The organism is Vibrio sp. R10-SG3-ISO3 (assembly GCF_059834225.1).
This window is the reverse complement of record NZ_JCBDHE010000034.1, coordinates 83,191-109,898: the sequence shown is the minus strand read 5'-3', so window position 1 is coordinate 109,898 and position 26,708 is coordinate 83,191. Positions and strand designations below refer to the sequence as shown.

Annotated in this window: 25 protein-coding genes, 1 pseudogene and 1 riboswitch; of the genes and pseudogenes, 18 read left to right on the top strand and 8 right to left on the bottom strand. The window is 49.7% G+C overall.

All coding sequences use genetic code 11. The features are described 5' to 3' along the window. Nucleotides 1-80: 80 nt before the first annotated feature. The gene (locus tag AC6R1A_RS08545) at nucleotides 81-1,763 is read left to right on the top strand and encodes a flagellar assembly protein A (RefSeq protein ID WP_500633151.1); all 1,683 of its coding nucleotides are present in this window, start codon (nucleotides 81-83) and stop codon (nucleotides 1,761-1,763) included. Here AC6R1A_RS08545 and AC6R1A_RS08540 read toward each other — a convergent pair. Further along, nucleotides 1,760-2,032, bottom strand: coding sequence for a nitrogenase-stabilizing/protective protein NifW (locus AC6R1A_RS08540; RefSeq protein WP_487902471.1), 273 nt, complete (start codon nucleotides 2,030-2,032; stop codon nucleotides 1,760-1,762). The two genes, AC6R1A_RS08545 and AC6R1A_RS08540, sit on opposite strands and share 4 nt — an antisense overlap. Nucleotides 2,033-2,135: 103 nt before the next feature. Here AC6R1A_RS08540 and AC6R1A_RS08535 point away from each other — a divergent pair, with 103 nt between their 5' ends. Further along, nucleotides 2,136-2,783: a haloacid dehalogenase type II gene (locus tag AC6R1A_RS08535; protein ID WP_500630972.1), complete on the top strand. Its 648-nt coding sequence runs from the start codon at nucleotides 2,136-2,138 to the stop codon at nucleotides 2,781-2,783. Nucleotides 2,784-2,814: 31 nt separating this feature from the next. Here the strand turns inward: AC6R1A_RS08535 and AC6R1A_RS08530 are convergent, their stop codons facing one another. After that, nucleotides 2,815-3,240 (bottom strand): universal stress protein, encoded by a 426-nt coding sequence (locus AC6R1A_RS08530; RefSeq protein ID WP_500633150.1) that lies wholly within the window; start codon nucleotides 3,238-3,240, stop codon nucleotides 2,815-2,817. Nucleotides 3,241-3,477: 237 nt separating this feature from the next. Between AC6R1A_RS08530 and AC6R1A_RS08525 the strand changes: the two genes are divergently transcribed. Beyond that, complete coding sequence (locus AC6R1A_RS08525; protein WP_500630970.1) at nucleotides 3,478-4,872, top strand: glycoside hydrolase family 1 protein; 1,395 nt, start codon at nucleotides 3,478-3,480, stop codon at nucleotides 4,870-4,872. Nucleotides 4,873-4,997: 125 nt separating this feature from the next. On the opposite strand, the gene AC6R1A_RS08520 is transcribed toward AC6R1A_RS08525, so the two are convergent. Both AC6R1A_RS08520 and AC6R1A_RS08515 read right to left on the bottom strand, forming a co-directional pair. Beyond that, entirely contained in the window at nucleotides 4,998-5,603 is a 606-nt protein-coding gene (locus AC6R1A_RS08520) for a TetR/AcrR family transcriptional regulator (protein ID WP_334568186.1), read from the bottom strand. 134 nt (nucleotides 5,604-5,737) lie between these two features. Beyond that, nucleotides 5,738-6,829, bottom strand: coding sequence for an efflux RND transporter periplasmic adaptor subunit (locus tag AC6R1A_RS08515; protein ID WP_500630969.1), 1,092 nt, complete (start codon nucleotides 6,827-6,829; stop codon nucleotides 5,738-5,740). Between the two features lie 248 nt (nucleotides 6,830-7,077). On the opposite strand from AC6R1A_RS08515, the gene AC6R1A_RS08510 reads away from it, so the two are divergent. From AC6R1A_RS08510 to AC6R1A_RS08495, 4 genes are all read left to right on the top strand, one after another. Further along, a complete protein-coding gene (locus AC6R1A_RS08510; RefSeq protein WP_500630968.1) occupies nucleotides 7,078-7,803 on the top strand; it encodes an IclR family transcriptional regulator in 726 nt (241 codons plus the stop codon). Between the two features lie 5 nt (nucleotides 7,804-7,808). After that, nucleotides 7,809-8,642, top strand: coding sequence for an arginase (locus AC6R1A_RS08505; protein WP_500629170.1), 834 nt, complete (start codon nucleotides 7,809-7,811; stop codon nucleotides 8,640-8,642). Between the two features lie 474 nt (nucleotides 8,643-9,116). Beyond that, nucleotides 9,117-10,994 (top strand): PhoX family protein, encoded by a 1,878-nt coding sequence (locus AC6R1A_RS08500; protein ID WP_500629169.1) that lies wholly within the window; start codon nucleotides 9,117-9,119, stop codon nucleotides 10,992-10,994. A gap of 394 nt (nucleotides 10,995-11,388) precedes the next feature. After that, nucleotides 11,389-11,541 (top strand): hypothetical protein, encoded by a 153-nt coding sequence (locus AC6R1A_RS08495; RefSeq protein WP_334553060.1) that lies wholly within the window; start codon nucleotides 11,389-11,391, stop codon nucleotides 11,539-11,541. A gap of 109 nt (nucleotides 11,542-11,650) precedes the next feature. Here AC6R1A_RS08495 and AC6R1A_RS08490 read toward each other — a convergent pair whose 3' ends face one another. Further along, on the bottom strand, nucleotides 11,651-12,538 hold the full coding sequence (locus AC6R1A_RS08490) for a LysR family transcriptional regulator (protein ID WP_500627323.1): 888 nt from the start codon (nucleotides 12,536-12,538) through the stop codon (nucleotides 11,651-11,653). 156 nt (nucleotides 12,539-12,694) lie between these two features. After that, nucleotides 12,695-12,852, top strand: a riboswitch (TPP riboswitch). A 91-nt stretch (nucleotides 12,853-12,943) separates the two neighbouring features. Between AC6R1A_RS08490 and thiD the strand changes: the two genes are divergently transcribed. After that, nucleotides 12,944-13,780, top strand: coding sequence for a bifunctional hydroxymethylpyrimidine kinase/phosphomethylpyrimidine kinase (thiD, locus tag AC6R1A_RS08485; RefSeq protein ID WP_500633149.1), 837 nt, complete (start codon nucleotides 12,944-12,946; stop codon nucleotides 13,778-13,780). A 33-nt stretch (nucleotides 13,781-13,813) separates the two neighbouring features. On the opposite strand, the gene AC6R1A_RS08480 is transcribed toward thiD, so the two are convergent. Then, the gene (locus AC6R1A_RS08480) at nucleotides 13,814-14,764 is read right to left on the bottom strand and encodes a PstS family phosphate ABC transporter substrate-binding protein (protein ID WP_500633148.1); all 951 of its coding nucleotides are present in this window, start codon (nucleotides 14,762-14,764) and stop codon (nucleotides 13,814-13,816) included. Between the two features lie 220 nt (nucleotides 14,765-14,984). Here AC6R1A_RS08480 and AC6R1A_RS08475 point away from each other — a divergent pair, with 220 nt between their 5' ends. The 3 genes from AC6R1A_RS08475 to AC6R1A_RS08465 all read left to right on the top strand — a co-directional run bounded on the left by AC6R1A_RS08475 (nucleotide 14,985) and on the right by AC6R1A_RS08465 (nucleotide 19,044). Next, nucleotides 14,985-16,991, top strand: a complete 2,007-nt coding sequence (locus tag AC6R1A_RS08475) for a putative bifunctional diguanylate cyclase/phosphodiesterase (RefSeq protein WP_500638917.1) — start codon at nucleotides 14,985-14,987, stop codon at nucleotides 16,989-16,991. A gap of 140 nt (nucleotides 16,992-17,131) precedes the next feature. Further along, a complete protein-coding gene (locus tag AC6R1A_RS08470) occupies nucleotides 17,132-17,974 on the top strand; it encodes a phosphatase PAP2 family protein (protein WP_500633146.1) in 843 nt (280 codons plus the stop codon). A 107-nt stretch (nucleotides 17,975-18,081) separates the two neighbouring features. After that, nucleotides 18,082-19,044, top strand: a complete 963-nt coding sequence (locus tag AC6R1A_RS08465) for a GGDEF domain-containing protein (protein ID WP_500633145.1) — start codon at nucleotides 18,082-18,084, stop codon at nucleotides 19,042-19,044. A gap of 64 nt (nucleotides 19,045-19,108) precedes the next feature. Here the strand turns inward: AC6R1A_RS08465 and AC6R1A_RS08460 are convergent, their stop codons facing one another. Then, nucleotides 19,109-20,968 (bottom strand): ABC transporter ATP-binding protein, encoded by a 1,860-nt coding sequence (locus tag AC6R1A_RS08460; protein ID WP_500633144.1) that lies wholly within the window; start codon nucleotides 20,966-20,968, stop codon nucleotides 19,109-19,111. A gap of 278 nt (nucleotides 20,969-21,246) precedes the next feature. On the opposite strand from AC6R1A_RS08460, the gene AC6R1A_RS08455 reads away from it, so the two are divergent. Next, nucleotides 21,247-22,236 carry an arginine deiminase-related protein gene (locus tag AC6R1A_RS08455; protein WP_500630992.1) on the top strand — a complete coding sequence of 330 codons (990 nt, stop codon included), beginning with the start codon at nucleotides 21,247-21,249 and terminating at the stop codon, nucleotides 22,234-22,236. A 105-nt stretch (nucleotides 22,237-22,341) separates the two neighbouring features. Then, nucleotides 22,342-22,641 carry an ArsR/SmtB family transcription factor gene (locus AC6R1A_RS08450; RefSeq protein ID WP_500630993.1) on the top strand — a complete coding sequence of 100 codons (300 nt, stop codon included), beginning with the start codon at nucleotides 22,342-22,344 and terminating at the stop codon, nucleotides 22,639-22,641. A gap of 53 nt (nucleotides 22,642-22,694) precedes the next feature. Here AC6R1A_RS08450 and kdgR read toward each other — a convergent pair whose 3' ends face one another. Continuing rightward, the gene (gene kdgR, locus AC6R1A_RS08445; RefSeq protein WP_487902488.1) at nucleotides 22,695-23,480 is read right to left on the bottom strand and encodes a DNA-binding transcriptional regulator KdgR; all 786 of its coding nucleotides are present in this window, start codon (nucleotides 23,478-23,480) and stop codon (nucleotides 22,695-22,697) included. A 255-nt stretch (nucleotides 23,481-23,735) separates the two neighbouring features. Between kdgR and kduD the strand changes: the two genes are divergently transcribed. From kduD to AC6R1A_RS08420, 5 genes and pseudogenes are all read left to right on the top strand, one after another. Next, nucleotides 23,736-24,497: a 2-dehydro-3-deoxy-D-gluconate 5-dehydrogenase KduD gene (gene kduD, locus AC6R1A_RS08440; RefSeq protein ID WP_500627913.1), complete on the top strand. Its 762-nt coding sequence runs from the start codon at nucleotides 23,736-23,738 to the stop codon at nucleotides 24,495-24,497. Between the two features lie 52 nt (nucleotides 24,498-24,549). After that, a complete protein-coding gene (locus AC6R1A_RS08435) occupies nucleotides 24,550-25,110 on the top strand; it encodes a YgjV family protein (protein ID WP_500633143.1) in 561 nt (186 codons plus the stop codon). Beyond that, complete coding sequence (locus tag AC6R1A_RS08430) at nucleotides 25,080-25,400, top strand: cupin domain-containing protein (protein ID WP_487902490.1); 321 nt, start codon at nucleotides 25,080-25,082, stop codon at nucleotides 25,398-25,400. The genes AC6R1A_RS08435 and AC6R1A_RS08430 overlap by 31 nt, the downstream gene beginning before the upstream one ends. Before the next feature lie 40 nt (nucleotides 25,401-25,440). After that, nucleotides 25,441-26,076: an RpiB/LacA/LacB family sugar-phosphate isomerase gene (locus AC6R1A_RS08425; RefSeq protein ID WP_334553081.1), complete on the top strand. Its 636-nt coding sequence runs from the start codon at nucleotides 25,441-25,443 to the stop codon at nucleotides 26,074-26,076. Nucleotides 26,077-26,398: 322 nt separating this feature from the next. After that, nucleotides 26,399-26,701 (top strand): annotated as a pseudogene (locus tag AC6R1A_RS08420) (right-handed parallel beta-helix repeat-containing protein); the annotation flags it as partial. Nucleotides 26,702-26,708: the final 7 nt, after the last annotated feature.

Sequence of the window (26,708 nt, the reverse complement as noted above, 5' to 3'; positions counted from 1 at the left end):
TGAATTTGTCACACATTCCATACTGTGTCAGTATCAAATTGAATAGACTGGACAGGTTAAGTGGGTTAAGCAGGTCAGTTATGTGGGACAAGTTAGTATCTCTGTCAGAAGATGAGCAGGGAGTGGTCGCGAAGCTATTGCCAGACATCAGTGTGGATGGAAATTTCGATACGCGTGGATTAGATTCCGCGTTAGCCAATATTGGCGCCAGTGATTTTTATCTGATGGAAGAGGCGGTGAACCGCTTTATCAAGTGTGCGCGAGAAGCGAAAAGTGAAGCGTATGTGGGCTTTCCTATCGCTGAAGTGCGTGACGCGACGGTGGAAGTGGTGCTCTCAGAACACGACATGCTGGCCAGTATGGTGGTGACCGGCGCTTACAAAGGCCAACCTCTGAAAGGACCGCAAATCGTGCATGCCTTGGCGCAATCCCATGTCACTAAAGGCATCAATAAGCTCGCACTGAAAAAAGTGTTGGTGATGAGCCATCAACTCAAACCCGGTGAAACCTTCACTCAACCTGTCGCCAAAGGCAAAAATCCCATCCAAGGCAAAGACGCCAAGTTTGTTCCTTTAGTCAAAGACCCTGCTAGACAAGTGCTCGCTCCCAAAGAATCAGATCAAGATGGGGGCAAAGTGGACATGCTCAACTTAGGCGAGACCATCACCGTCTCAGCAAATGATCCCCTTATGAAACGTGTACCTGCGACGAAAGGGACACCAGGTATGACAGTACAAGGTAAGGTGATTCCGCCTAAGCCTGGTAACGATGCCATGCTCAAAGCGGGCAAAGGCACGAAAGTGAATCCCAACAATCCCAATGTATTGCTGGCTGAGGTATCCGGTATGCCGGTGCTCAAAGAGCGCAGCGTGGAAGTGGAAGATGCACTCTGCTTACCGACCATAGGTGTGGCGACGGGTCATGTTAAATTCAAAGGCAACGTGGTGGTGTTTGGCAACATTGAATCGGATATGGTCGTTCGGGCAACCGGATCACTCACGGTGGGTGGATTTATTGAATCGGCGGATGTTCAAGCACAAGGTGACATTGAAGTTGCCAAAGGCATCATTGGTCACAATGTCTCTGAAGGCGAAGAAAAGAGCTGTGTGGTGAAGTCGGGCGGCAGCATAAAGGCCAATTATGCACAGTTCAGTGAGTTACAAGCTGGACAAGATATTATTCTCAATGTCCACAGTATGAACAACGCCATTCGCTGTGGTCGCCACCTCGTTGTCGCCGATAGCAGCGAAAAACACGGCACCTTAAGCGGCGGCAGTGCCAAGGTGGGTGGAAAAATCACCTGCGTCGAGCTGGGTGTGGAAGGCGACACCGCGACACATGTTCAGGCGTTTGCGCGCTTTCAGATGTATAAAGAGCGCCAAGCCAAGCTCAAAGAACAATACACTCAAGCACAAGAAGCGACCATGGCGGTGGTGCGTAAAGAGCTGGAGTTGAAAAAAATTCCGAAATCTCAACGGACGCCAGAGCAAGAAGAAGAGGTAGAAACGCTCAAACGAGAGAGCAACGCACACCTTGAGAAAGTCAAACGTGCCCGTGATGGCAATGAAGCGGAATTGACCTCTGCACTCGAAGACAACACCATCGAGGTAAAAGGTAAGGTGTTCACCCATGTTACGGTGCAATATGGGGAAGAGAAAGTGATCACTAAGCGCGTTCATGGCCCTAGCATCTTCTCGTTCAATCAGTTTGAAATCAAATGCTCATCTATGTTCGAAGAAGAGGATATCGAACAAGAAGCCTAACGACGTTCACAAGATGTGCAGCCGCGGCAGGCCGAGCGAGTGTGTTTATCCAGCTTGCTGCGCTGTACTTTACAATAAGCATTTTTTAGCGCACGTCGCGCTGAAAACCAATCATCAGGCTTTTGTAAAATAAGATTACCCCCAAACCGCTTCACCAACTCGGTACGATTCTGCTCGATAAACGTGCGGTCATAGCCTATCTCAAAATAATCCAATGCCTGTTCGATAGAGGTGAAACTGGCGAGGGTTTCTGTTATCGAGTCGGTCATTCGCTTAATCGCTTCTTTCGTTCAGAATGGGTGTCCTATTATTGAACACTCGTTCACCATTGTCTACGATAGTAAGACACTCTCCACAATGGATACGGCAACAATGACGAAGACTTATGCGTTTGATGTCTATGGCACTTTGATTGACACACATTTTGTGGCGACTCAACTGGAAGCGTGGCGTCCGGGGCTTGGGCAGGCCATGAGTGTGACTTGGCGAAATAAGCAGCTCGAATACGCGTTTCGACGCGGGTTGATGAACGAGTATGTGCCGTTTTCAACCTGCACCGAACAAGCGCTGGATTACACATGCGCCGCCCATCAAACAACCTTGTCGCCGGAACAGAAAGCGCAGCTTCTCGACCTCTATCTTCGCTTACCCTGTTTTGATGATGTCAAAGAGAGCCTAGCCTCACTGGTAGCGAAAGGGCATCGGCTGGTCGCTTTTTCTAATGGTGAACAACACAGTGTTGAGACGTTGCTGCGCCGCGCGGGCATTCGGGACGAGTTTGCGCAGATAATCAGCTGTGAAAAGGTCAAAACCTTTAAGCCCAACCCATCTGTCTATCAGCATCTTCTGTCGGTCACCCAAGACAACGACACCTATTTAGTCTCGAGCAATCCGTTTGACGTGCTGGGTGCGCAATCAGCCGGTATTAAAACCGTCTGGTTGCAGCGCAGCGTGGATGTGCCTTTTGATCCGTGGGGAGTTGAGCCCGATCGCGTTATTCGTCGTTTGACCGAGCTGTAAAAAAGATAGCCGCCTAGGGCGGCTATCTCAGTTAGCTTGTGATTGGCACGACGAGGATATCAATCGGTGACTTATTGATGAGGTGGCGGGAGTAGGAAACAATTTTGCTCCAAAAGTCCTGATGGTGGCCACAAATCAACAGATCAAAGCCGTGTTCTTTAATGGTGTACGTTAATTTCTCACTGAGATCGCCGGTACCGACAAGGAAGTGCTTGATCGGGACAGGTGAATCGGTTTGAAACTTCTCTAGCCATTGGTTGTTGTTTTCGTTCAAAGGTCGACGGCTAGGATCGGCTTGAATATCGACCAAATCAGGGTAGATTTCCCCATGTGTGCCATCGATATGGATGAACGAGACTTGTGCACCCACTATCTCAGCGAGAGACGCGGCGCGTTCAATGAGAACGTTACTCTCTTCAGACAGCTCTAGTGCAACTAGGATATGTTTGTATTTCATAACCACGCCCTCTTACGTCATTGTTTACTCTATAAGCATAGTATTTCTGTGGAAAAAGATGTGTCGGATAGGTCTCGTAATGGCTTGAAAATACCGAGCTATCATTCAGATTTTGCCGATTTTTGTCGCTGCGCTCTGGCCTAAAAATGGGAAATATCCTGATAAATATCTAACCTTATTTAGTGTCTAATGGTTCGAGTACACTCAAGTCAAAATCATAAATAAAGAGAATGAACTATGACTTTTCCATCCGATTTTCTTTGGGGCGGAGCCATTGCGGCTAACCAGGTAGAGGGCGCTTACCTCACTGGTGGCAAAGGGCTTTCCACCGCTGACATGCTGCCAAAAGGGATCTTAAACCCACATCAGACCCGCGAAGCGCGTACTGAGGGGATCAAAGATCTTGCCATCGATTTTTATCATCGTTATCCAGAAGACATCGCTTTGTTTGAGGAGATGGGGTTCAACTGCCTTCGTCTATCCATTGCTTGGACGCGTATCTTTCCGCAAGGCGATGAAACCGAGCCGTGTGAAGAAGGGCTCGCCTACTATGACCGACTATTTGACGAATTGGCCGCCCACGGGATGACACCGTTTGTCACGCTTTCACACTACGAAATGCCTTACGCCCTAGTGGAAAATTACGGCGGTTGGGGTAGCCGAGAAGTGATTACCTTCTTTGAGCGCTATGCGCGCAGCGTATTTACGCGCTATAAGGAGAAAGTGAAGCTTTGGCTTACCTTTAATGAAATCAATATGTCGTTGCATGCGCCGTTTACTGGGGTTGGACTCCAAGAAGACGCGAGCGAACAGGCGATCTACCAAGCGATCCACCATCAGCTGGTGGCCAACGCCAAAGCTGTGCAGCTCTGTCACGACATCATCCCTGACGCGAAAATCGGCAACATGCTGCTCGGCGCGATTAACTACCCTTACACCTGTAATCCTGATGACGTTTTGGCGGCGATGGATGAGAACAATAAGTGGCTCTTCTTTGGCGATGTGCAGACTCGCGGCAAGTACCCAGGTTATATGTTGCGTTATTTCCGTGATAACGGAATCACCATCGAGATGGAAGCGGGGGACATCGAAACCCTAGCGGCGGCGAGTGTCGACTTTATTTCTTTCAGTTATTACGCCAGTGGGTGTGCGAGTGCTGATCCGAAACAAAAAGAGGTGGGTAATATCGTCGACAGTGTCCCAAATCCGTATCTGGAAAAGAGTCAGTGGGGCTGGTTGATTGACCCTAAAGGATTGCGCATTCTGCTCAACTTCCTCCACGATCGCTACCAAAAGCCACTGTTTATCGTTGAGAATGGTCTCGGTGCGCGTGATACCGTGACTGACGAAGGTGAGGTGATCGACGACTACCGTATCGCGTATCTACGTGATCATTTGGTGCAAGCGCATGAGGCGATATTAGATGGCGTCGAGCTAATGGGCTTTACCAGCTGGGGGCCAATTGACTTAGTCGCGAACTCTACTGCAGAGATGAGCAAGCGCTATGGCTATATCTATGTCGATCGCCACGATGACGGCTCGGGTACCTTGACGCGCCTGCGCAAAAAGAGCTTCTATTGGTATCAAGAGGTCATCAAAACCAATGGGCAGGCGCTCTTGGCCCAAGAGTGATGAAGTCAGCAGGATGCCGTAGTATTGGGCATCCTTAGGACGGATCGCTTAGAAGATTGAGCGACTGAGAAGCGCATAAACACAGAAACACATAAACATAGCAACAAGGGGCGCTGCTGCGCCTCTTATTGTGCTTGTTGCGTCTGGAGGAAGAAATCCAACGCGGAGTGAAGGTTGGCCCGGCGCTGCTCGATATTATCGTCATTCATACCAAGAAATGTGGGGTAGAAGGTGCGACCTTTCACTAATGCCAGCAGATTCGTCGCCAGTTCTCGCGCGTTTTGCTGCGGCAGTGTGTTGTGTGCCATGGCGTCGCTCAGCCAATGCTCCATTGGACAAGTTTTGATCTGTTCAAGATCGTTGAGATGACAACTGCCATGACACATGGCTTCAATCGTGATGGCCACCAGCAGGCGGCGGCGCTCGCAGCTTAAGACAAAATCCAACTGCTGATCGAAAATATCAAACAGCTGAGATTTAATGCTACGGGTCGGATCAAATGGCGGCAGTTTTTGCGTCTCTTGCTCTTGGTGCAAAATGTGTTCGACGACATTCTGATAGAGCTTCTCTTTCGAGCCGTAATGGGCATAGATGGTGGGCTTTGACGTGCCTGCGCATTTGGCGACAGCTTCAAGCGAGGCGCCTTGCACACCAAAATCCTGGTAGCACTCCATTGCTGCCTGAATAATATTCTGCCGAGTTTTTTCGCTTCGTTGACTTCTTTTATCCATACAAAGGTCAGAGCAGTGTTCTAATTTCTTCCATGTGGTCATTGTGTTAACGCTACCATAAGCATGGTCCTACCAGTATGCCCGTCGCTGAGAGTTGAGAGCTGACTCAACATTGCGACACTCTATTGCCGAGATTATCCGCGGCTAAGGATTTGGTTTAGCCCTTCAACCAGATTCACAATGGGCTCAATCTTGCGCCCGACCAGCTCATACGCGTAAGGATCGTTGACGACAAACTGGTTGGCCTCTAACCCGGTGACCGCGAGATAGCCCTCGATCTCAGATTTGACCATCAGCGGCGCGACCGGCACTTCTAGCACTTTCTTATCACCATCAAGGACATAGACAAAGCTTTGGGTCTCTTTGGTATGCACCGCCTGTTTAGGGACAAACAGGGTCGCCTGGCGTTCTATGGCGTTAAGGTAGAGCTCGGTTTTACTTCCCACCAGTAACTGATTATCAGAATTAGTAAAGGTCGCATAGGCGGAGAGTGTCTGGGCCTGTTCGGTGGTTTTGCTGTCGACAAAACTGAGCGTGCCATCAATAAATTGGCCGTGGGCATTTTTTACCGACACTGTCGGTGGCGTTTGCGCTGCGGGATCACTCAGTGTCGTTAGGTAGGGGTAGAGCACGTCATTCGGCGCACTGAAATGGAGCTCCACATCAGAGACGGCGATCAACTCTGTTAACTCCTGACCTTTGGTGACGAAGTTCCCGGCACTGACCAGAATTTGCCCCACTTTACCTGAAAAGGGCGCGACGATGGTGGTATCGACGAGCGCTTCTTGGGCGACAAGCAGATTCTTTCTCGTCGCGTCAATGGCTTGCCGAGCGCCGTCGAGTCGTTCACCGCGCGTCACGCCGGATTTCGTTAAATCAAGGATATTGTCGAGCGCGCGTTGGTATTCCTCTTGGGCGGCTTGAACCGCTAAACGAGCGAAGGTGGTATTAAATTCAAACAGCGGCGTGCCTTTTTTAACCACCGCACCATCGTTGACCAAGACATTGGTAATTTTGCCTTCCTGATCCGACAGAATCTTCGTGTATTCAGACGCTTGGAATTCACCGGAGAGCTTCTCGAGCCGGATCGCTTGCTTCTCTATCGGCAACTGAACTTGATACGCGTTGGATTGATAACGTTCGCTGGCGTTAGACAGTTGGCAGGTGACACTGAGAGTGGCCGCCGCGCCAAACAGAACGCTGAGGGTGAGTGCTAGAGGCTTCATGTTATCCCTAAACCTTGTGGTCGTTGATCCCAAAACGAGATGGCCGCTGGGCGGCTCGAGATGATTATGCAACATAGATTATTTTAACTTTACCGTTAAGTAAAGTTATATTGATGGTTTGAATGGGTTGCGTAGGGCGTGCTTTTTATCACTCAGTGAAAATGTAGGTGCTCTTTGTGCTCACTATTCTCGCCTTATAAGAATATAATTTGAACTCACTCTATGACCCAGTTAGAAAAGAATTGACCATGAAAAACGGCAGCGGCCAAGTGAACGAGAAAATCTTACAACTGCTCATGCAGGTAGCGGTCAACGACGAGCCGGTGACCGCCAAAATCTTAAGTCATCAGCTCGGGACACCACTGAGCAGTTTGTATCGCCACCTCAAAATGTTGAAAGAGTGGAACCTGATTGAAGAGAGTACGCACGACAAAACCTTGATCATCGGTCCGGCGGCTTTGATGTTGATGCGCAGTTACCAATCGAGTCAAAGTGAGCTGGAGTCAGTGTCCGCGGTGCTCAGACGCTTACAAAAGCAGACGGGCGAAATGGCGGCTTACATGGTGCCTGTTGGTTATCGTGCACTGTGCGTCAGCCGAAAAGAGAGCATGCAAGCGCTTAGGTGCAGTTATGTCGAAGGGCAGAGTCAGCCGCTGCTGCATGGCGCTTCATCGAAAGTGATGTTGGCGTATATGCCGAGTGCGCGCTGCGAGAAAATCTTGCGTTACTTTGGCCAAGAGTCGCAATGGGACGCTTGGCAGACCAAATTGGACGCGATTCGAACCCAGGGGTACGCGGTCAGTACCTCTGAAATTGATCCCGGGGTGTCTGGTATCAGCGCGCCGGTGTTAAAGGGTAGCAAACTTGTTGGCGCTGTGTCGGTAATGGCACCGGCTCATCGCGTTGAGATGAACGAGCAAAAAATTGTACTTCATGTATTGCAGGCAGCGAGAGCTCTGCCTCCTGAAAGGTAAAGGATATGTTTAGGCTATTTCAACGGCGCAAGCTACACAGTATTACTGGGCTCTGTTGCGACAAACTCACCTTGCTCAGTGTCAGTGAACAGATCAAACCGATGAGCCAAGTGGAGTTTGATATGGCCAACCAGAGCTTGGAAGAGCTCTACGATTGGCTGGCGGACAAAGTCTCGACCAATATTGGCTATGGCGGTCATTTCAATCTCCAACAAGCGGCCAAACATCACTTGCTTGATACCGTTGCTGCGTTGATGGAGTCGGCCAGTTTACCTGTGCTCTTTGCCAATGACGGTGAAAGCTTACTGCATGCGCTGCCGATGGTGGCGAGTCAAGGCAGAGAGTTGGGGTTTATCCATATCAGCCGCAGCTTGGATATCAAACCGACTCTAGAGCCTGAGAAAGGCTCGCTGTTTCATTTTGTCTTGCAGCGCAGTCAGCAAAGCCGCTTGTTCTGCCTTGGCGTGGATTCGGACAATCAAGATCCGAAGCTGCTTGATTATGCAGAAGATCTCGGCTGTGATTGGTTGTCCGTCAACGAGTGCCACTTTCGCTCTCGTTTTACTGTGAAGCAGCAGTTGAGCCACTACTTGTCACATTGTGATGACGTGGTGATCAATATTGATCTCGCCAGCTTACAGCCCGTGACGCGGTTGGAATCCGATACGTTGATCGAAGTGCAGATGGTCAATCGAGTGTTACGCCAAGTTCTGCTTTCAGGCAAGGTGCGCTTAGTGCAATTTGTCGGTTACAAAGACAAGCACATTTATTCGAAAGAGACATTGGGTGTGGTGAATGGCTTGGCGTCACTGTTTCCCAGTCATCATAGAGCAGCGTAATGCTCAAGTGGGTGAAAAACGGGGGCCTATAAAACTACTAAAGCTGGCGGTTAAGCCAGCTTTGTTGGGGTTGCACAGTTATTGAGGTTTGCTGTTCGTGTTTTTGTTCGAATCTTTCCAGTATTGAATACGAACACGATGCAATTGTGCTTTTCTCATTTTCTTCATGATAATCCCTCACGTTAAATACCATGCTCTTCATTGAGCAGATGTGAATCTAGTTCCTCATGAACAATTTCAATTTAGCGGCGAAATGCGCGAAACACCAGTGTTTTGATCACAAATTTTTCGCGAAATTGGCGTAATTTCTAATTTACATGTGACTGAGATCGCCATTTATTGGTCTTGTCATGTAATCGAAGTAAAAGCATCATCTTTACTTTGTATTTGTTAAACAAAACCTTAACTGATGTGTAACCTTACTCGCCTAACATTTGCTCGCTTATATAATGATAACTCAGCAAGGAGTCAGCAATGTGGGATCGTGATGAACAGGATTCACAATTCAGCCAGATGATCGAAGCGCGACTATCTCGTCGTCGTTTCTTAGCCGGAACCGCTGCCGTCAGTGCAGGGGCGTTTCTTTCCCTCAACCCGATCGCGAAAGCGATAGCGGCATCAAGTGATAGTCGTTTGCTCAACTTCGAAGCAGTGCCAGCCTCGACAAAAGATGCGATCATCGTACCTAAAGGTTATAAAGCCACGCCGCTTCTCTCTTGGGGTGATCCTATTTTTGCTGATGCGCCAGAGTTTGATCAAAGCGGTAAGCAAGATTCAGCCGCGCAGGCGCGTCAGTTTGGTGACAACACCGACGGGATGAGCCTATTCCCTATCAGTGACGATCGCGCTGTTATTGCGGTGAACAACGAATACACCAATTACGAATACTTGTTCGAACATGGCGGTAAAGCGATGACGGCGGACGACGTATTAAAAGCGCAAGCGGCACACGGTGTGACGGTGTTCGAAATCGTCAAATCCGGCGGAGAGTGGAAAGTGGATAAAGCAGGGAAACGCAACCGCCGTATTACCGCTAACACAGAAATGCGCCTGACAGGCCCAGCGGCGGGTCATGCGTTGATGAAAACCAAATTGGATCCTTCAGGCTTAGCGCCACTCGGCACCTTTAATAACTGCGCCAACGGTCAAACGCCTTGGGGCACATACTTAACCTGTGAAGAGAACTTCCACGGCTATTTTGGCACCAGTACGACGGCAGAGTTGAGCGACGATCATAAACGTTACGGAATCAAAGCAGCGAAGAGCAGTTACCAGTGGCATGACACCGATGAGCGTTTCGATGTCGCTAAGCATCCGAATGAGCCACACCGTTTTGGTTGGGTTGTGGAGATCGATCCAAACGATCCGACGTCGACGCCGCTTAAGCGCACTGCACTCGGGCGATTTAAGCACGAGAATGCGGCACTGTTGATCAACGATGATGGTCATGTCGTGGTGTACCTAGGTGATGATGAGCGTGGGGAGCACATTTACAAATTTGTCTCTCGCGATCGCTACCAACCGGGCAATGATGCTGCCAATCGCAACTTGCTTGAAGAGGGCACCTTGTATGTCGCCAAGTTCGAGATGGACGACAACGAGTTGAAAGGCAAGGGGCAGTGGATTGAACTGACTTATGGCAAAAATGGTCTGACTAAAGAGAACGGTTTTAACGATCAAGCCGAGGTGATGATTTTTGCACGTCGCGCTGCGACTCAAGTTGGCGCGACTACGATGGATCGCCCAGAGTGGGTGGCGGTGCACCCAGACAACCAACACGTGTTCTGTACCCTCACCAATAACAAAAACCGCGGCGTAAAAGAGGGCCAACCTGTCGGTGGTCCTAACCCTCGCGCTGAGAACCACTACGGACAAATTGTTCGCTGGGTACCGACCTCGGGCGATCACACCCAAGCAGAGTTTGATTGGGATTTGTACCTGATTGCTGGCAACCCAACGGTGCACAAAGATTCGCTCTACGCGGGTAGTGACAACATCAACGCCGACAACATGTTTAATAGCCCGGATGGTATCGGCTTTGATAAAGCCGGTCGTTTGTGGATTCAAACGGACGGAAACTACTCAAATCAGGGCGATTTTGCAGGTCAAGGGAACAACCAAATGTTGTGCGGCGATCCTAATACTGGTGAAGTGCGACGTTTCTTGACAGGGCCAATTGCTTGTGAGATCACGGGGCTGACCTTCTCCGCCGACTACAAAACCATGTTTGTGGGTGTTCAGCATCCGGGCGAGAAAGGTGCGCCTTCTCACTACCCTGGTGGTGGTGACAGCAAGCCTCGCTCCACCATCGTTGCCATTACCCGTGAAGATGGCGGCGTTATTGGCGCTTAAGCTGTCTCACTGTTTGCATCAACAATCATTCGCATCAAGATGGGCGCCACGAGCGCCCATTTTTTATTGCCGATATCCACATTGGCATATTTATGCGATCGCTCGCATAAAAAACGTCAAGGTTTCGTGTGTTCACCGCAAAGAGTGTTGCGCTTCACAATCGCAATCCCTATATTGAAAGAGTACTCAGCATAACCTTAAGGTGTTCTAATCCGAATAAACTCCAGATAACAATACGACATTGAGCGATTGACCCGGCGAATCTACCCCATTTCTATTGGCGCAGACGCCCCAACGTAAAAAGAATAAAGTCTATCTGAGCGCCTTCTGATGAGAGAAGTGGCACCTTTAGGTTATTAAGTACGGTGATGATAACTGAGGAGGAGGTTAGGCTATGGTATCACTACTTTGGGTAGCATTAGGTTGTGTGGTCTTCTTATGTTGTTGGAGTGCTCAGCATGGTCTCCCTATGCTGGGGCTTAAACTGGATGAGTCCGATCTACTGATTATTTCTGAACTCGCTGGCGAAGACGTCTTAGAGGCATGACCTCAAATAACGACGATAATGAGCGTTGAAGCAGCAGCAAAAATGGAGCCTTGGGCTCCATTTTGCGTTTCAAGCCTATCGAAAATTTTGGCTATGGCAGTGCGTTGGGTTATAGCGAGATCACGTCCGTCAACTTATCCACCACCGTATGAAAACGGGCTGGCCACGCTCTTTGTTTTTTGCTCACCAAATACAGGGTCTCGACGACGGCTTTCTTTGGCTGATGCACAGCAAGTTGATCGCGCAAAGTGAAAGAGCTGAATGCGCTGTGTGGCAGCACCGTAAAACCGAGCCCTTTGGCAACTGGCAGAAGAATTTGGCTGAGTTGGTTGATGTAGCCCGAGGTGCGCAGGGCGCGAATATCAATCCCCGCCAGCGCTTTGTCGCCACACTGCGAAAAGTAGAGCGAGAGATAGTGCTCCGCGTCGGGGTGGCGAATTAAACCGATCTCAAGGAGAAGTTCAGGGGTAATAGGCTCGTCGACGTTTGCCGGCACAATCAAACACATGGTTTCTTGACCTATCTCTTGCGCTTCGATTCTCGGGTCGAGCGGGATGTGAGTGACAAGGCCCAAATCGGCGCGCCCCTCAGCCAAATCGTCGATGATCTTACGGTTGGGGGCGACTTCCAGCTTGACGACCAGTTGTGCAAATTCACACTGTAAATCGAGCAGATGCGGGTAGATAAGCTGCGCCAACGCGCCAGAGCAAGAGACCGACACCTCACCGCGATGCGCGTCGTCCTGAGATAACGAAGCAATCAGGTCTGTTTCTTGTTTGGCGCGCTGCTTTGCGTACTGATAGACCTGTCTGCCTTGTTCCGTTACTTCAAAGCTCTTGTTGTGACGCGCAATCAGTGGGTAGCCGCAAGCCTGTTCGAGCTTTTTGATGTGCTGGCTGACACCGGGCTGAGTCATGAACAGCTTTTCTGCGGTATGAGTAAAGTGGCCGGTCTCGACCAAGGTTTGAAACGTTTTGAGCCAGAGTGGATTGAGCATAACCGTCAAATCAATAACGAAAATTTATAAAATTAAGAGTAAACGATAATGTTCTGTGTGCCAAACGTCGCGTTCGTATCGCCCACTCCTCGATTCACTCGGGTTATTTAAGTGATCTGAATAGGTTGCATCTGCGCTATCACAGGGTTAAGGTTGGCGACATAGTCGGGGAGCGTTCCTTCTGCTCGAGTCATAACGATAGCTTGATTAACGAGCCTGTCGTAGAAGCATAGAAGGAGGGCTGAGATCGCATCGCGAGACCCGTTGAACCTGATTCAGTTAGCACTGACGTAGGGAACTATTCATAACGCGGTGTCGTGGGGTCGCCACAATCTCGCCCGTTATGTGTTGTGCTTGGCCAACGCGCTCTGCACACAGTTCCTGGCGCGTGCGTGAGGAACACCGATGAACCAAACCGCATTTTATGACCCTCAAACTCCGATTGTCCTAACCATCGCTGGCTCCGACAGTGGCGGCGGCGCGGGCATCCAAGCCGACATCAAAGCGATCAGTGCAACAGGCAGTTACGCCTGCTCCGTTATTACGGCAATTACCGCGCAAAATACCTGTGGCGTTCACGCCATTCATCCTATCCCTATCGACCATGTTCAAGCGCAGCTCGATGCGGTATTGAGCGATCTCAATGTCGTGGCGGTGAAGGTTGGCATGTTGGCTGACGCTGAAATCATCCGTGTCGTGGCACAAAGTTTGTCGGCGTATCAGCCCAAGTTTCTAGTGGTGGACCCGGTAATGGTGGCCACCAGTGGTGACAGCTTACTGCACGCCAGTGCGGTGGGTGCGCTCAAGAAAGACCTGCTACCGCTTGCCGATATGATCACACCAAACTTACCCGAGGCGGCGGCGCTGACTGGGCGAGCAACGCCGACATCGGAAGAAGAGATGGGATCGATGATTGACGCCCTGCGCGCCTTGGGCGCCAAAACAGTGCTTCTTAAGGGCGGGCATTTAGAGGGCGAAAGCAGCAACGATTTGCTGATTGAAAGGAGTGGCAGTGAATTGATTCGCGCTAAGCGAGTCGCCACTCATAATACTCATGGTACGGGCTGTACGTTGTCATCGGCCATTGCGTCCTATCTTGCCCAAGGGTATCGGCTGCACAAAGCGGTCCATTTGGCTAAGCAATACATCTCACAAGCCATTGCGCATGCCGACGAACTCTCTGTTGGTCAAGGACATGGGCCTGTGCACCACTTTTTCTCTGGCCACCAAAATGTGCGTTAATCGCGATGGTGTGCAGTCACAACATAAGGGCCCTTATTTGGGCATCGAGACCGAGCCAGAGCGGCTAGAGTTGAGAATAAAACGCGCCGCGTCATAGCGATCGTTGGAGAGAGGAATGTAGCCAGAATGGGAGACGACTTTGTTGATGTTGTCTCTGTCGATATAACTATCGACAAAGCGTTTCAATGATGGCCGTTTCTCTAGCGCCTGTTTGTTCACGTAAATAAACAGAGGGCGGGAAAGTGCGGTATATCGCCCCATAATTACGTTCTCGACACTGGGTTTGACGGCGTTGGCGCCTGAGGGAGAGATGGCGATCGCTTTCAACTTGTCTTGATTTTGCAAATAGTAGGCAAAGCCGATAAACGCCATGGCGTTGGGATCGGCGGCCACTTCGGCGACTAAGGCTTCATCGTCTTCATTTGCGGTGTAGTCTTGTCGACTCGCTTTGCCATCCAGCACCACCTCAACAAAATAGTCATAAGTGCCTGAGTCTGATCCAGGGCCGTGCAGGACGATGGGGCGATCAGGGAAGTGCGGATTGACTTGCTGCCAGTGAGTTATCGTGCGTTCAGCGGTGCTTTCCCAGAGTGTTTTCAGTTCATCAAGAGAGAGCGCATCGATCCACTGATTTTCTTTGTTCACCACCACGGTTATTGCATCGAGTGCGACAGGGAGCTCAATATAGTCGATGTGGTTGATCTCACACAGCGCTCGCTCTTTCTCTTTAATCGGGCGAGAGGCGTTAGAAATATCCGTGCGGCCTCGGCAAAACTTACGAAATCCGCCACCTGTGCCAGTGATGCCCACCACCACTTGGGTGTTGTGCCGCTCGGCACGCATAAAGTGATCGGCGACGGCTTGGGTAATCGGGTAAACGGTACTCGACCCTTCAATTTTGATCAGATCTTTCCCGTGTGCCGTGGTACTCATCAGCGCTAGGCATACAGAAGCAAGAACAGTCGAACGCAATCGAAAAGTCATGGTTGAGCACAAAGGAAGAATCAACATACCGCGACTATACGAGCTAGCACTTTTGAGCTCAATATCTTCACGTGAACTGTCACTAAAGATTCATCAATCACTCATTAATAATAACTACGCTGAATATTTTCATGGGGATGTAACATTTCTTCACTAGGCTGACTCGCCTATGTTTTTATTCCTGCCCGCAAAATACGTGGGTAAACGTTCGTGTGATGCTATGAAGCGCAAATTCATTTTTACTTCCATTCTCGCCTTGTTGGTGATCACGTTTACGTCGGCGCTGGTGACCCAAGCGACCCACCTGTTAGTGAAAAAGTCCCCGCTTGCGGAAGCGGCCGCTGAAATTAAAGTCAACGGCACGCTGGCCTATCTTTGGTTTGATGAGATCATGTCGGGCGATACCGCTCAGTCGATTCAGGAAGTGTGGTACTACTTAGAAATCGCTGATTGGCATGTGGTCGCGCTGCTTGAAGGCGGCGAGAGCATCATGGGCAATTATGAGCCAGTCACGGACACCGAATTACGTGAGCGTCTGGTTGAGCTTCGCAAAACGCTGGCGCAATTTCGCCTTCATGTGGAATCCACCTACCAAAAAATTCAGGCGCAGCGAGCGGATGCGTTTTTAAGCGCCGGACGCGACGAGCAATTTTTGGAGTTTGCCAGCCAAGCGGATGAGATCCAGCGCGTGATCAAAGCCAGTTATGAATCTGGGATTTCCAATTACACGCAAACCAGCATCACCCTGATTATTGCGGTGATTGTGATTGCTGCCTACTCGATACGATTGCAGCACCGCTATGAGAAAAACCGCGATCAATTGCTCCACTCTCTCACGCAAGCCAAAGCCGCAATAGAGGAGAAAAATGAGCAACTGCACAACCGAGCTTACTTCGACCCTTTAACTGGGTTGCCAAACCGAGCACTGTTTTTAGACCGACTAGGCCAATCCATCCTCAACGCGGACCGCTCGAAAAAGCCGTTTGCTTTACTGTTCATCGATTTAGATCATTTTAAAGACGTCAACGATCTCTATGGGCATGAGATGGGCGACCGCTTGCTTGAGCAAGTCGCAAAGCGGATTGAGAGCAGCATTCGCATCACCGACTTGTCGGCGCGCTTCAGTGGCGATGAGTTTGTGGTGGTGCTGAGTCACTTAAACAGCGTCAATAGCGCAATCAGTGTTGCCAACCGTATCGCCTCGAAGTTGATAGATACCTTGCAGCAGCCGTTTCATATAGAGGGTGTGGCGGTGAATGTGTCCGCCAGTATTGGTATTTCGCTCTATCCGGAAGACAGTGCGACGCAAGATAGCCTGCTACGCTACGCGGACAACGCCATGTATCACGCCAAAGCGATGGGCAAAAACAATTTTCAGTTTTACTCCAAAGAGCTCAACCGCATTGCGATGTCGCAAAAAGAGACCGAGAGCGATCTCAATAAAGCGATTGAGCGTGATGAATTCGAGCTGCACTTTCTGCCCAAGTGGCAGTTGAACGATGAGAAAGTGGTCGGCGTTGAAGCCTTAGTGCGTTGGAACCATCCCACCAAAGGGCGGTTGTACCCCAATGATTTTATTCCCGTAGCCGAATCCACCGGTTTGATTCGCCTGCTTGATTTGTTGGTGATGCGAAAAGCGCTGCAAGCCAAGAGAAAGTGGTTAGATGACGGCGTCGAAACTGGGGTGGTGGGGGTGAATATTTCCGCGAAGAGCTTAAAGCATCCGGGCTTTTTTGACAGTTTGAAAAAGGTCATTGTTCAGTCCGGCGTTCCGACACGTTACTTAGAGGTGGAAATCACCGAGACCGTGATGATTGAGAATACCGAACTCGCGCAGGTAATTTTCAAAGAGTTGCAGCAACTGGGTGTGCGCGTGGCATTGGACGATTTCGGTACCGGATTTTCATCACTCTCTTACTTGAAAGATTTTGAGTTTCAAACGCTCAAAATCGATCGCAGTTTTGTTATCGATTATGCCAATAATGCCACCTCGTCGGTATTACTGAAAAACATTATCTCGCTTGGCAACGAGCTTGGTGTTTCTGTGGTTGCTGAGGGCGTTGAAACCGCTGCCCATCAGCGGGATCTACTCAAAATGGGCTGCGCGATCGGCCAAGGTTTCTATCTCACTAAACCGGTTAATGCAGAGGCGCTAGCCAAATTGCTTGCTCCAGAAGCGTACCTCAGAGAGCGTGGAAACGTGGTGCCTATGACCCGATGGTCTTAGTTATATTCTTGTCCTTATCAGCTGTTGAACACCGATAATTTGGCATGATGCGAACTTGCAGCGAATTGACACGCGGTTGATAAAATCATTAACGCCACACGCCTAAGATCATCTCTCGAGAGTTGAGGTGAGAGGCGAGTGTGAAACATAGAGTTAGTGAGAAGCAAAAAGGGTTAGGGCTGCTGATGGTGCTGTCGGGTGCCATTGCGCTGATGAGCCTGATGTTTAGCTCAGTGGATCTGCTGAGTGACGTCTCAGACCCCATCGGGCAAGGGATGACATGGTTGACTTACTCCGCGGGATCGCAAGGCTTTCTCGTTACTCTCGCTTTGCTGGTGGCTCTGGCTCTTTGGGTCATTCGTTCGGCTTCTTCTCGTTATTCTTTTTCTCATCGTTCTCTTTTGACCACGGATTACTCAAGCGTTCCACCTCGTCCAAGCGTTTCACCTCGTCGTCAGCTTGGTGTGTTGCTGATAGGAAAAGCGGCGCAACTGGCGCTGGTGCTGGTGTTTGCCTTTTTTGCCAAAAGTGGCTTGAAGCTCGCGACAGAAAGCCCGCGTCCTTACACGGAACTGTTAAGTCATCAGCTGTTGATTCCCCAGCCCGCGCACTTTTATAAGCTCGATGCCGAGCAAAAAGATCAGGTGATTGATGCCCTGGATACTCGGGTGAGTGATTGGCGTACGCGCCATTGGCATGGCGAGAAAGATTACTCTTTTCCTTCCGGCCATACGTTGTTTGTCGCGGTATGCGTGGCCTTTTTTGGCGGCCTGTTTGCTGAGCGTAAGCACTATGGCCTGGCTGCCGGTGTGTTGATTTGGGCGCTAGCGGTCGCGTACAGCCGACTGTGGCTTGGTATGCATCGACCCATTGACCTTGTTGGATCTGTGGCGGTGGCAGCGTTGATTTACATGCTGGTGCCGCGGTTAACTGTGCCACTTAGATGGCAAGAGAAGCTCACCTTGGGCCATGTCAAGCGCTAGTATTTTGCTTGGGGGAACCACGGGTTTGTCGCGGAGCAAGCAAGGCGAACTTTCGGTGCTATTCTTTAAGGTACCTTACTCATTTATCAATAAGACACGAGACAGAGATGAAAGCGCCTGATTTACCACCCGATGAGCAGCAACGCATCCAAAGCCTTCACCAGCTTCAGATTCTCGACACGGAACCGGAGGAGCGTTTTGACCGCGTGGCTCGCCTTGCGAAGCGGTTTTTTGACGTGCCAATGGCCTTGGTCAGCTTGGTGGATGTGAACCGTCAATGGTTCAAATCTTGTTTTGGCTTGGAGGCGAAAGAAACCGGGCGTGATGTCTCTTTTTGTGGTCATGCGATTTTGGGCGATGCCCCGTTCGTGATTGAAGATGCCACGCAAGATGAGCGATTCGCTGATAATCCTTTGGTCTCCGGTGCGCCCCATATTCGCTTTTATGCTGGCGTGCCCTTGGTGTATCACGATGGCACCAAGCTCGGTACTCTGTGCATTATCGACACCAAACCGAGACACTTCTTACCGGATGAGATCAACGACTTGCTGGATTTGGCCAAAATTGCCGAGCAGGAGCTGTCGAACAGTTTAACCGCGACTCTAGACCCTCTAACGCTGATCTCAAACCGGCGCGGATTTTTCGCCTTGGGCGCAAAGTCGGTCGATTACTGCCGCGCGGCGCAGTTACCCCTCTCCTTGGCCTATTTTGATCTCGATAACTTTAAGCACATCAACGATACCCACGGTCACAGTGCCGGGGATGCGCTACTCAAAGCGTTTGCTGCGACGATGCGAGACTCCTTTCGTGAGTCCGATGTGTTTGCTCGTATTGGCGGTGATGAGTTTGTTGTGTTGATGTCTGGCGCGTCAGAGCCGGTTGCGGCTGTGGTGATAGAGCGGTTTAAGCAGGCAATAGAGGCGTACAATCAACGCAGCGGTCATGCCTATGCAATAGAGTTTAGCGTGGGCATTACCTCTGCCAGCTCCAACGCTAAACTGTCGATACAAGAGCTTGTCGAACTGGCCGACAAGCGCATGTATCAAGATAAGCAATCCAAATCCCGTTAAAGACAAATCTCGTAAAAGATAAGGTCCGCTAGGGAATAACTCGCAAAGAGAATCAATGAGCGAGTTATTTCGATGAGGCCTCATCAAGCGTCTCATTATCGCCAATAAAACCGCCGGTTTGATGTGCCCACAACTGCGAGTAGATCCCTCCGGCACTGATCAGCTCTTGGTGGGTGCCTTGCTCGACGACTTGACCTTGGTCGAGGACGATAAGGCGATCCATCGCAGCGATGGTCGAGAGTCGGTGCGCAATAGCGATGACGGTTTTTCCTTCCATCAGCTCATTCAAACTCTCTTGAATCGCCGCTTCGACTTCCGAATCGAGTGCTGAGGTGGCTTCATCTAAAATCAGTAATGGCGCGTCTTTTAACAGTACGCGAGAAATAGCGATACGCTGACGTTGCCCGCCAGACAGTTTCACCCCTCGCTCACCGACTTGCGCGTCGTAACCCGTATTGCCAAAAGGGTCACTCAGGGTTTCAATAAACTCATGCGCGTGCGCCTGTTGAGTGGCACGTAACAGCGCTTCCTCGCTGGCTTCAGGGTTGCCGTAAACGATGTTGTCACGAATAGAGCGATGCAGCAGGGAGGTGTCTTGCGTCACCATACCGATGTTACTGCGCAGCGAGTCTTGGGTTACCGCATTGATCGCTTGGCCATCAATGGTGATTTGGCCACTTTCGACATCATGAAAACGCAGCAGAAGGTTCACTAGGGTGGATTTTCCTGCGCCAGAGCGGCCCACCAGACCCACTTTTTCACCCGGTTTTATGGTCAGATTAAGGTGAGAGATCACTCCTTTAGTTTTATCACCATAGTGAAAGCTCACGTTATCAAACTTGATTTCGCCATCAGTGACATTGAGCGCTTTGGCGTTGGGCGCATCTTGGATATCCACCGGTTTTGAGAGGGTTTTCATCCCATCCACCACGGTGCCCATGTTTTCAAACAGCGCGCCCACTTCCCACATGATCCACATCGACATACCGTTAATGCGCAGCGCGAGGGCAATGGCGATGGCGATGGCCCCGACGCTGACGGCATCGTTCATCCACAGTACGATTGAGAGCGTACTGATAGTAAAGACCAACACATAGTTGGTGATTTCTACCGCAACATTGAATCCTGTGACTAAGCGCATTTGGTGATAGACGGTATCCAAAAAGCCGCGCATCCCGGTTTCGGCGTAGTCGGTTTCCCGCTGACTGTGGGAGAACAACTTGACGGTGGCGATATTGGTGTAACTGTCGACGATGCGTCCTGTCATGGTGGAACGCGCATCGGCTTGGTGTGACGCGATGTCTTTCAGCTTTGGTACAAAATAGAGCTGAATCCCCACGTAGCAGCATAACCAAATCAGCATCGGGATCATTAAGCGCCAGTCTGCCTGAGCGAGTAGCACGACGATGGAGGTAAAATAGACCGCGACATAAACAAACACGTTCATGGTTTTCATCACGGTTTCGCGCACCGCAAGGGACGTTTGCATGACTTTGGTTGCCACTCGGCCGGCAAAGTCATCTTGATAGAAGGTCAGGCTTTGTTTGAGTAAATAGCGATGAGCTAGCCAGCGGATAGCCATAGGGTAGTTACCCAGCAGTGACTGGTGGATGACCAAAGAGTGCGCCAAGATCAGCAACGGCATGATGATGAGAAGCAGCGCCGCGTAAAACAGTAACTGCGTTTGGTTCTCTTGCCAGAATGTCGCAGGGTCGCTATGCGTCAACCAGTCGACGAGATTGCCCATTGCACCAAACAGCGATACCTCTACCACCGCGACGATCATTGACAGAATTGACATGAGCAGCAGTGGCTTTTCAAAGCCTCGGGTGTAGTGGCGGCAAAAGGCCCAAATGCCCATTGGCGGCTGGTCGGGCTCTTGACGTGGAAAAGGGTGTGTCCACTGCTCAAACTTGTTAAACATGCGTGTTTCCTAAAGGCAAAAATGGCTCAATATGAAAGGATACGCAATGGTAACGCGTTAGTAATCAGAATGTAACCAGTGCGATATTCTTATTTGTGCATATTATTCATGCTGAAACTCTGAGTTGCGCTGGTGGCAGTAATATTTGCTGCATTGAAAATTATATTCAGAAAATATTACTGATTTACACTCGTTGTACTGCGTGATTTCAGTGATTTTTTGTTTAACATTATGTCTACAATTGGCTTTATCAAGTGGAAAAATGCGAGTTGGTCATCATGTTGGAACAGCAATCTGTAGTGAATTCCTTAGCGAATAACGACATGTTACAGGCACAGAACGCGAACTGCGTTGTGATGGTGCCACCGAAAGAGTTTGCTTTTAACGCGCAAACCGCCAAAGACAATGAATTTCAGCATGTCATTCAGGCTGAAACGAGCGCGATTCGCCGCAAGGCGATGGCGGAGTTTAACGCTATGGTGTCGAAGCTGCGTGCTGCGGGCGTTCAGGTGATTGAGTTTGACTACCTCACCTCGGAGATTGAGACGCCAGATGCGGTCTTTCCCAATAACTGGTTCAGCACCACAGCTGAGGGCACGCTCTATACCTTCCCAATGGCTTGCCAAAATCGCCAACAGGAAGTGAGACCCAAAGCGCTGGTCGAGGCGCTGCAAGCTGCGGGAAGAAGCGTGACTCAACAAGATAGCTTAGTGAGCTACCTTGAGCATGGCGCGCACCTTGAAAGTACGGGTGTCATGGTGATGGATCACATCAATCGCACCATTTATGCGGCATTGTCGCAGCGCTGCGATCGTGAAGTGTTGGAGGATTACGCGGAGCGTATTGGTTACCCTAAAGTGGTGTCATTTCAAACCGCGTTGCCGTCAGGCAACCCTATCTATCACACCAATGTGATGATGGCGATTGGTGAAGGCTTTTGCGTCATCTGTGATGAAGTGATCCCTGAGTTCGAGCGCCGCTTTGTTTTGAAATCCTTGGCAAAAGACAAACAGGTGATTTCCATCAGCTTGGAACAGATGAACCAGTTTTGTGGCAACCTTCTTCAGCTTGAAACCGTCAATGGCGACAAGGTGATCGCCATGTCGCAATCGGCCTATCAGGCGTTTGAGCCCGCGCAACTGGCGCAACTCTCTAGCCACGGTAAGGTGCTGGCGTTTGATGTTTCGACCATCGAATCCATCGGTGGCGGCAGCGTACGCTGCATGCTGGGTGAGGTCTTCTTACCTACCCGCAGTCGAGCACTGTAGTGCTAGTCGCGATTTCAGTCATAAGGCAGCGTTCGCTGCCTTTTTTGCGATTGCAAATACGCAATAGTTCCACAATAATGGAAATGTTTTTCTGTGGAGTGAATTATGGAACTGGAATCGGTTGCCAAAGCGCTAAAAGAATTGGGCCATCCGACTCGATTGGCGATATACAAAACCATCGTTAAGGCGGGTTATCAAGGGGTGGCGGTGGGCGCGATTCAGGAGCGGTTGTCTGTCCCGGGCTCTACTTTGTCTCATCACATCTCTAGCTTGGCATCGGCGGGATTGCTCAGCCAGCGCCGAGAAGGGCGCACTTTGTATTGCGTTGCGGAGTATGAATGTTTGGATCAGGTGATCCGCTTTTTGCGTGCCGAGTGTTGTAGTGACGAACGCTGCGATCAATAACGCCCACAGGATGTGTAAATCGAGTGGGCGCTGTTTGTTGTCTGTAACGGGGACTATTTCACAGGGTAGCCGTTAAAACCCAACTTCTCAGAAATATTGCGGCCGGCATTGTGTAGCAGCTCAATGTAGTAAGACATGCGCTTTTCATCAAAACGAATGGTCGGGAACGAAATCGAAACGCCAGCGATGACCGTGCCGAAACGGTCGTAGATTGGCGCAGCGATACAGCGCAGACCTGGCTCTTGCTCTTCGTTATCTTGACCAAAATGCAGCTCACGCACTTTTTTAAGCTCAGATAAGAGCTGATCAACGTTTTCGTGTGTGCGTTCTGTGTGTTTAACAAACTCTACATTCGCCAGAATATCGCGTACGAAGCTCTCATCACGCTCCGCCAGCAATACCTTACCAATCGCAGTACTGTAGAGAGGGTTACGACGACCGACGCGTGATTGCATGCGTAGGTTGTAGTTGGAGTCGATTTTGTGAATATAGATGATGCCGTCTTCGTCAAGGGCACCTAAGTGCAGCGCTTCATTGGTTTGCTGCGAGATGTACTTCATCTCTTTATCGGCCAGTTCAATCAGATCGACGTATTCGAGTGATTTCGCGCCGAGCTCAAACATCTTCAGGGTGAGGGAGTATTTATCTGCTTCACCTTCTTGTGCCACATAGCCTAACGTTTTCATGGTTTGCAGGAATCGGTACGTTGTCGCTTTCGACATCATCAGACGCTGTGACAGCTCTGAAACACCAATTTCCTTTTGCTCGCCCAATGCTTGAAGAATGTTAAATACCTTGAGAACCGAGGATACGGCTTCAGGTTGGGTGTTCTTTTCCATCTCTTTACCCTAGTTATATTTGTCTAGGGGTGATTATACCTATGAGACGATGAGTCGCCAGATTATTTCAAAAAACGTTTTTAAAATTTTGAAACCACGCAGCTATTTGTCATACAAAAAGACGATCTAGGTCATGCTTTTTGAAAGTCTGTTTTAAAAATAATTGAAATGCGGTTTTAAAAATTGCTATATTAGCGTCACAGGATGGCGAGCCATCGTAATGAACGTTAATTTGACAGCTTTTGAGGAATAAACATGATTCTTAATTCATTTAACCTAGAAGGTAAGGTTGCTATCGTAACGGGTTGTGACACTGGCCTTGGTCAAGGTATGGCACTAGGTCTTGCAGCAGCAGGCTGTAAAGTTGTTGGTGTTAACTACGTTGAACCAACTGAAACCATCGAAAAAATGAATGCAGCAGGTTACACGTTCCTAGATGTTCGCGCTAACCTACTAAAACAAGACGATATCCCAAGCATCATCGACAGCGCTGTGACTGAATTCGGTAAAGTGGATATCCTAGTAAACAACGCAGGTATCATCCGTCGTGAAGATGCGATCGACTTCTCAGAGCAAAACTGGGATGACGTGATGAACATCAACTCGAAAACGGTTTACTTCATGTCTCAAGCAGTCGCGCGTCAGTTTATTGCTCAAGGCACTGGCGGTAAGATCATCAACATCGCTTCTATGCTTTCTTTCCAAGGCGGCATCCGTGTACCTTCTTACACTGCATCTAAGAGTGCGGTTATGGGTATCACTCGCGCAATGGCAAACGAATGGGCTCGTCACAACATCAACGTGAACGCAATCGCACCGGGTTACATGGCGACAAACAACACAGCAGCACTACGCGCGGATGAAGATCGCAACGCCGCTATCCTAGAGCGTATCCCTGCTGACCGTTGGGGCACGCCAGAGGACGTTGCTGGCCCATGTGTATTCCTAGCGTCTGACGCTGCTTCTTACATCAACGGTTACACTGTTGCTGTAGACGGTGGTTGGTTAGCTCGCTAATTAGCAATCTAGCGCCTAACCTTGGTTAGGCGCTGAAAAATGAGTAGATCGCGTGGAACAAAACACGATTGCACAAATTCTTGGATTCTTAAGCTTTTTCTTAGGGGTGTGTACCTTTTATCAGAAAGACGATAAGAAGCTGAAGATTTTGATGTTGGTTTTTCATTTAAACCATCTACTGCATTTTTTCTTGCTTGGCTCTTTAGTATCGGTGGTCAGTTCAGTGCTTTCAGCGCTTCGAACGGCCACCGCTATTTACGTTTCATCGAAAAGAGTCGCAGCAATCTTCATCGCCATAAGTATGGCCAGTGGTTTCTATATTATGGAATCGCCACAGGACATCTGGCCAATTTTGGGCACTGTCATCGGGACATTCTCGGTGTTTGTCCTCAAGGGCGTGGCGATGAGAATCGGTTTTTTGGTCGGGGCGTTATGCTGGCTGACCAATAATTTCATCATAGGATCGATGGGTGGAACGCTGCTGGAAATGACGCTGATCAGCGTTAACTTAATGACCACAGCAAAATTGCTCAGAGAGAAAAAGAAAGTGAAGCTTGTCGATAACGAAGAGAAAGAAGACCCATGTTCGTATACAACAAAGACATCCAACTAGAAGACCTAGGTGACGGTATCTCACGTAAAGTGCTTGCGCACAGTGACAACATGATGGCCGTTGAAGTGCACTTTGAAAAAGGTGCTGTTGGTTCAATGCACAACCACCCACATGAGCAGTTGACTTACGTACTGTCTGGTAAGTTCGAATTCACTATTGGCGATGAGAAGAAAATCGTTGAAGCGGGCGACACCATGTACAAAGAGCCAAACATCGAGCACGGTTGTGTGTGTCTAGAAGCGGGTGTGTTGATTGATAACTTCACGCCAATGCGCAAAGATTTCGTATAAGTTTTAAAATTAGTTACGCGGTTCGCCGCAGGAGAATCCAATGAAAATTGCACTAACTATGGAAAACAGCCAAGCACCTAAAAACGCTATGGTTGCTGCTGAGCTAAACACGGTTGCTGGTGGTCTAGGTCACGAAGTATTCAACGTAGGTATGACTGACGAAAACGATCATCACCTAACGTACATCCACCTAGGTATCCAAGCGAGCATCCTACTGAACTCTAAAGCAGTGGATTTCATCGTAACGGGTTGTGGTACAGGTCAAGGCGCACTAATGGCAAGCAACCTACACCCAGGTGTTGTTTGTGGTTACTGCCTAGAGCCATCTGACGCGTTCCTATTCAACCAAATCAACAACGGCAACGCGATTTCTCTAGCGTTCGCAAAAGGCTTTGGTTGGGCTGGTGAACTGAACGTTCGTTACATCTTCGAAAAAGCGTTCACTGGCGCGCGTGGCGAAGGTTACCCAATCGAGCGTGCTGCACCTCAGCAAGCAAACGCGGCTATCCTAAACAACGTGAAAGCAGCAGTATGTAAAGACGTAGTTGAGTCTCTACGTGCGATTGACCAAGATCTTGTTAAGCAAGCAGTGGGCAGCGCGCAGTTCCAAGAGTGTTTCTTCTCTAACTGCCAAGTGCCAGAAATCGCAGAATACGTGAAGTCTCTAATCGACTAATCACGGATTGCTAAGGGAAGAGGAGGGCCGTTAAGCCTGCCCATTCCCGGCGAATCTAGCCAAATAAGCACCCAGATGAATGGGTGCTTTTTTTTATGTCTTTTTGGCCACTGATAAGTGGCGTCTGTACAAAAATGAAATGCCGTTTCTAAGAATGCATTTTATTGGTTTTTTGCTTCTCACCCCTCTCTAGAACGAGTAAAAGCGTGCGCCAGAAACCATAAATCAAAACAATGCTTCAATATTGGTAAGTCAAATGAGAAAACAGACTCTTGCCCTGTGCGTTGCCATGACGTTGACACCACAAGCGATTGTGAGTGAACTGACTGCTGACATCGAACTTGAACAATTAGGCCCAGAGACGGGCGCAACACCTAACCGCCAGGAAGGCGCAGGCATCATGGTTCGTGACATCGTAGGCGCAGAGCGTCTGATGCCACAACCAGAGGGCCACGAAGAGTTCCCTTCGGCGTCAAACATGGTGATGAACCTGATGCGCTCACACACGCGCACCAACGATGGTATGACCATCATCAACGCCTCTTTCCGTGAAGGTGTCTACCAACCTTGGGGCACCGCAGGTAACCGCCTAAGCCACGTGGATTACGTGGAAGGCGTCCCTTTTGTCTCAC

Bases quoted from the DNA above. Each gene is read 5' to 3' on its own strand.
- AC6R1A_RS08545 (WP_500633151.1), top strand. From the start codon at position 81: ATGTGGGACAAGTTAGTATCTCTGTCAGAAGATGAGCAGGGAGTGGTC.
- AC6R1A_RS08540 (WP_487902471.1), bottom strand. From the start codon at position 2,032: ATGACCGACTCGATAACAGAAACCCTCGCCAGTTTCACCTCTATCGAA.
- AC6R1A_RS08535 (WP_500630972.1), top strand. From the start codon at position 2,136: ATGACGAAGACTTATGCGTTTGATGTCTATGGCACTTTGATTGACACA.
- AC6R1A_RS08530 (WP_500633150.1), bottom strand. From the start codon at position 3,240: ATGAAATACAAACATATCCTAGTTGCACTAGAGCTGTCTGAAGAGAGT.
- AC6R1A_RS08525 (WP_500630970.1), top strand. From the start codon at position 3,478: ATGACTTTTCCATCCGATTTTCTTTGGGGCGGAGCCATTGCGGCTAAC.
- AC6R1A_RS08520 (WP_334568186.1), bottom strand. From the start codon at position 5,603: ATGGATAAAAGAAGTCAACGAAGCGAAAAAACTCGGCAGAATATTATT.
- AC6R1A_RS08515 (WP_500630969.1), bottom strand. From the start codon at position 6,829: ATGAAGCCTCTAGCACTCACCCTCAGCGTTCTGTTTGGCGCGGCGGCC.
- AC6R1A_RS08510 (WP_500630968.1), top strand. From the start codon at position 7,078: ATGAAAAACGGCAGCGGCCAAGTGAACGAGAAAATCTTACAACTGCTC.
- AC6R1A_RS08505 (WP_500629170.1), top strand. From the start codon at position 7,809: ATGTTTAGGCTATTTCAACGGCGCAAGCTACACAGTATTACTGGGCTC.
- AC6R1A_RS08500 (WP_500629169.1), top strand. From the start codon at position 9,117: ATGTGGGATCGTGATGAACAGGATTCACAATTCAGCCAGATGATCGAA.
- AC6R1A_RS08495 (WP_334553060.1), top strand. From the start codon at position 11,389: ATGGTATCACTACTTTGGGTAGCATTAGGTTGTGTGGTCTTCTTATGT.
- AC6R1A_RS08490 (WP_500627323.1), bottom strand. From the start codon at position 12,538: ATGCTCAATCCACTCTGGCTCAAAACGTTTCAAACCTTGGTCGAGACC.
- thiD (WP_500633149.1), top strand. From the start codon at position 12,944: ATGAACCAAACCGCATTTTATGACCCTCAAACTCCGATTGTCCTAACC.
- AC6R1A_RS08480 (WP_500633148.1), bottom strand. From the start codon at position 14,764: ATGACTTTTCGATTGCGTTCGACTGTTCTTGCTTCTGTATGCCTAGCG.
- AC6R1A_RS08475 (WP_500638917.1), top strand. From the start codon at position 14,985: ATGAAGCGCAAATTCATTTTTACTTCCATTCTCGCCTTGTTGGTGATC.
- AC6R1A_RS08465 (WP_500633145.1), top strand. From the start codon at position 18,082: ATGAAAGCGCCTGATTTACCACCCGATGAGCAGCAACGCATCCAAAGC.
- AC6R1A_RS08460 (WP_500633144.1), bottom strand. From the start codon at position 20,968: ATGTTTAACAAGTTTGAGCAGTGGACACACCCTTTTCCACGTCAAGAG.
- AC6R1A_RS08455 (WP_500630992.1), top strand. From the start codon at position 21,247: ATGTTGGAACAGCAATCTGTAGTGAATTCCTTAGCGAATAACGACATG.
- AC6R1A_RS08450 (WP_500630993.1), top strand. From the start codon at position 22,342: ATGGAACTGGAATCGGTTGCCAAAGCGCTAAAAGAATTGGGCCATCCG.
- kdgR (WP_487902488.1), bottom strand. From the start codon at position 23,480: ATGGAAAAGAACACCCAACCTGAAGCCGTATCCTCGGTTCTCAAGGTA.
- kduD (WP_500627913.1), top strand. From the start codon at position 23,736: ATGATTCTTAATTCATTTAACCTAGAAGGTAAGGTTGCTATCGTAACG.
- AC6R1A_RS08430 (WP_487902490.1), top strand. From the start codon at position 25,080: ATGTTCGTATACAACAAAGACATCCAACTAGAAGACCTAGGTGACGGT.
- AC6R1A_RS08425 (WP_334553081.1), top strand. From the start codon at position 25,441: ATGAAAATTGCACTAACTATGGAAAACAGCCAAGCACCTAAAAACGCT.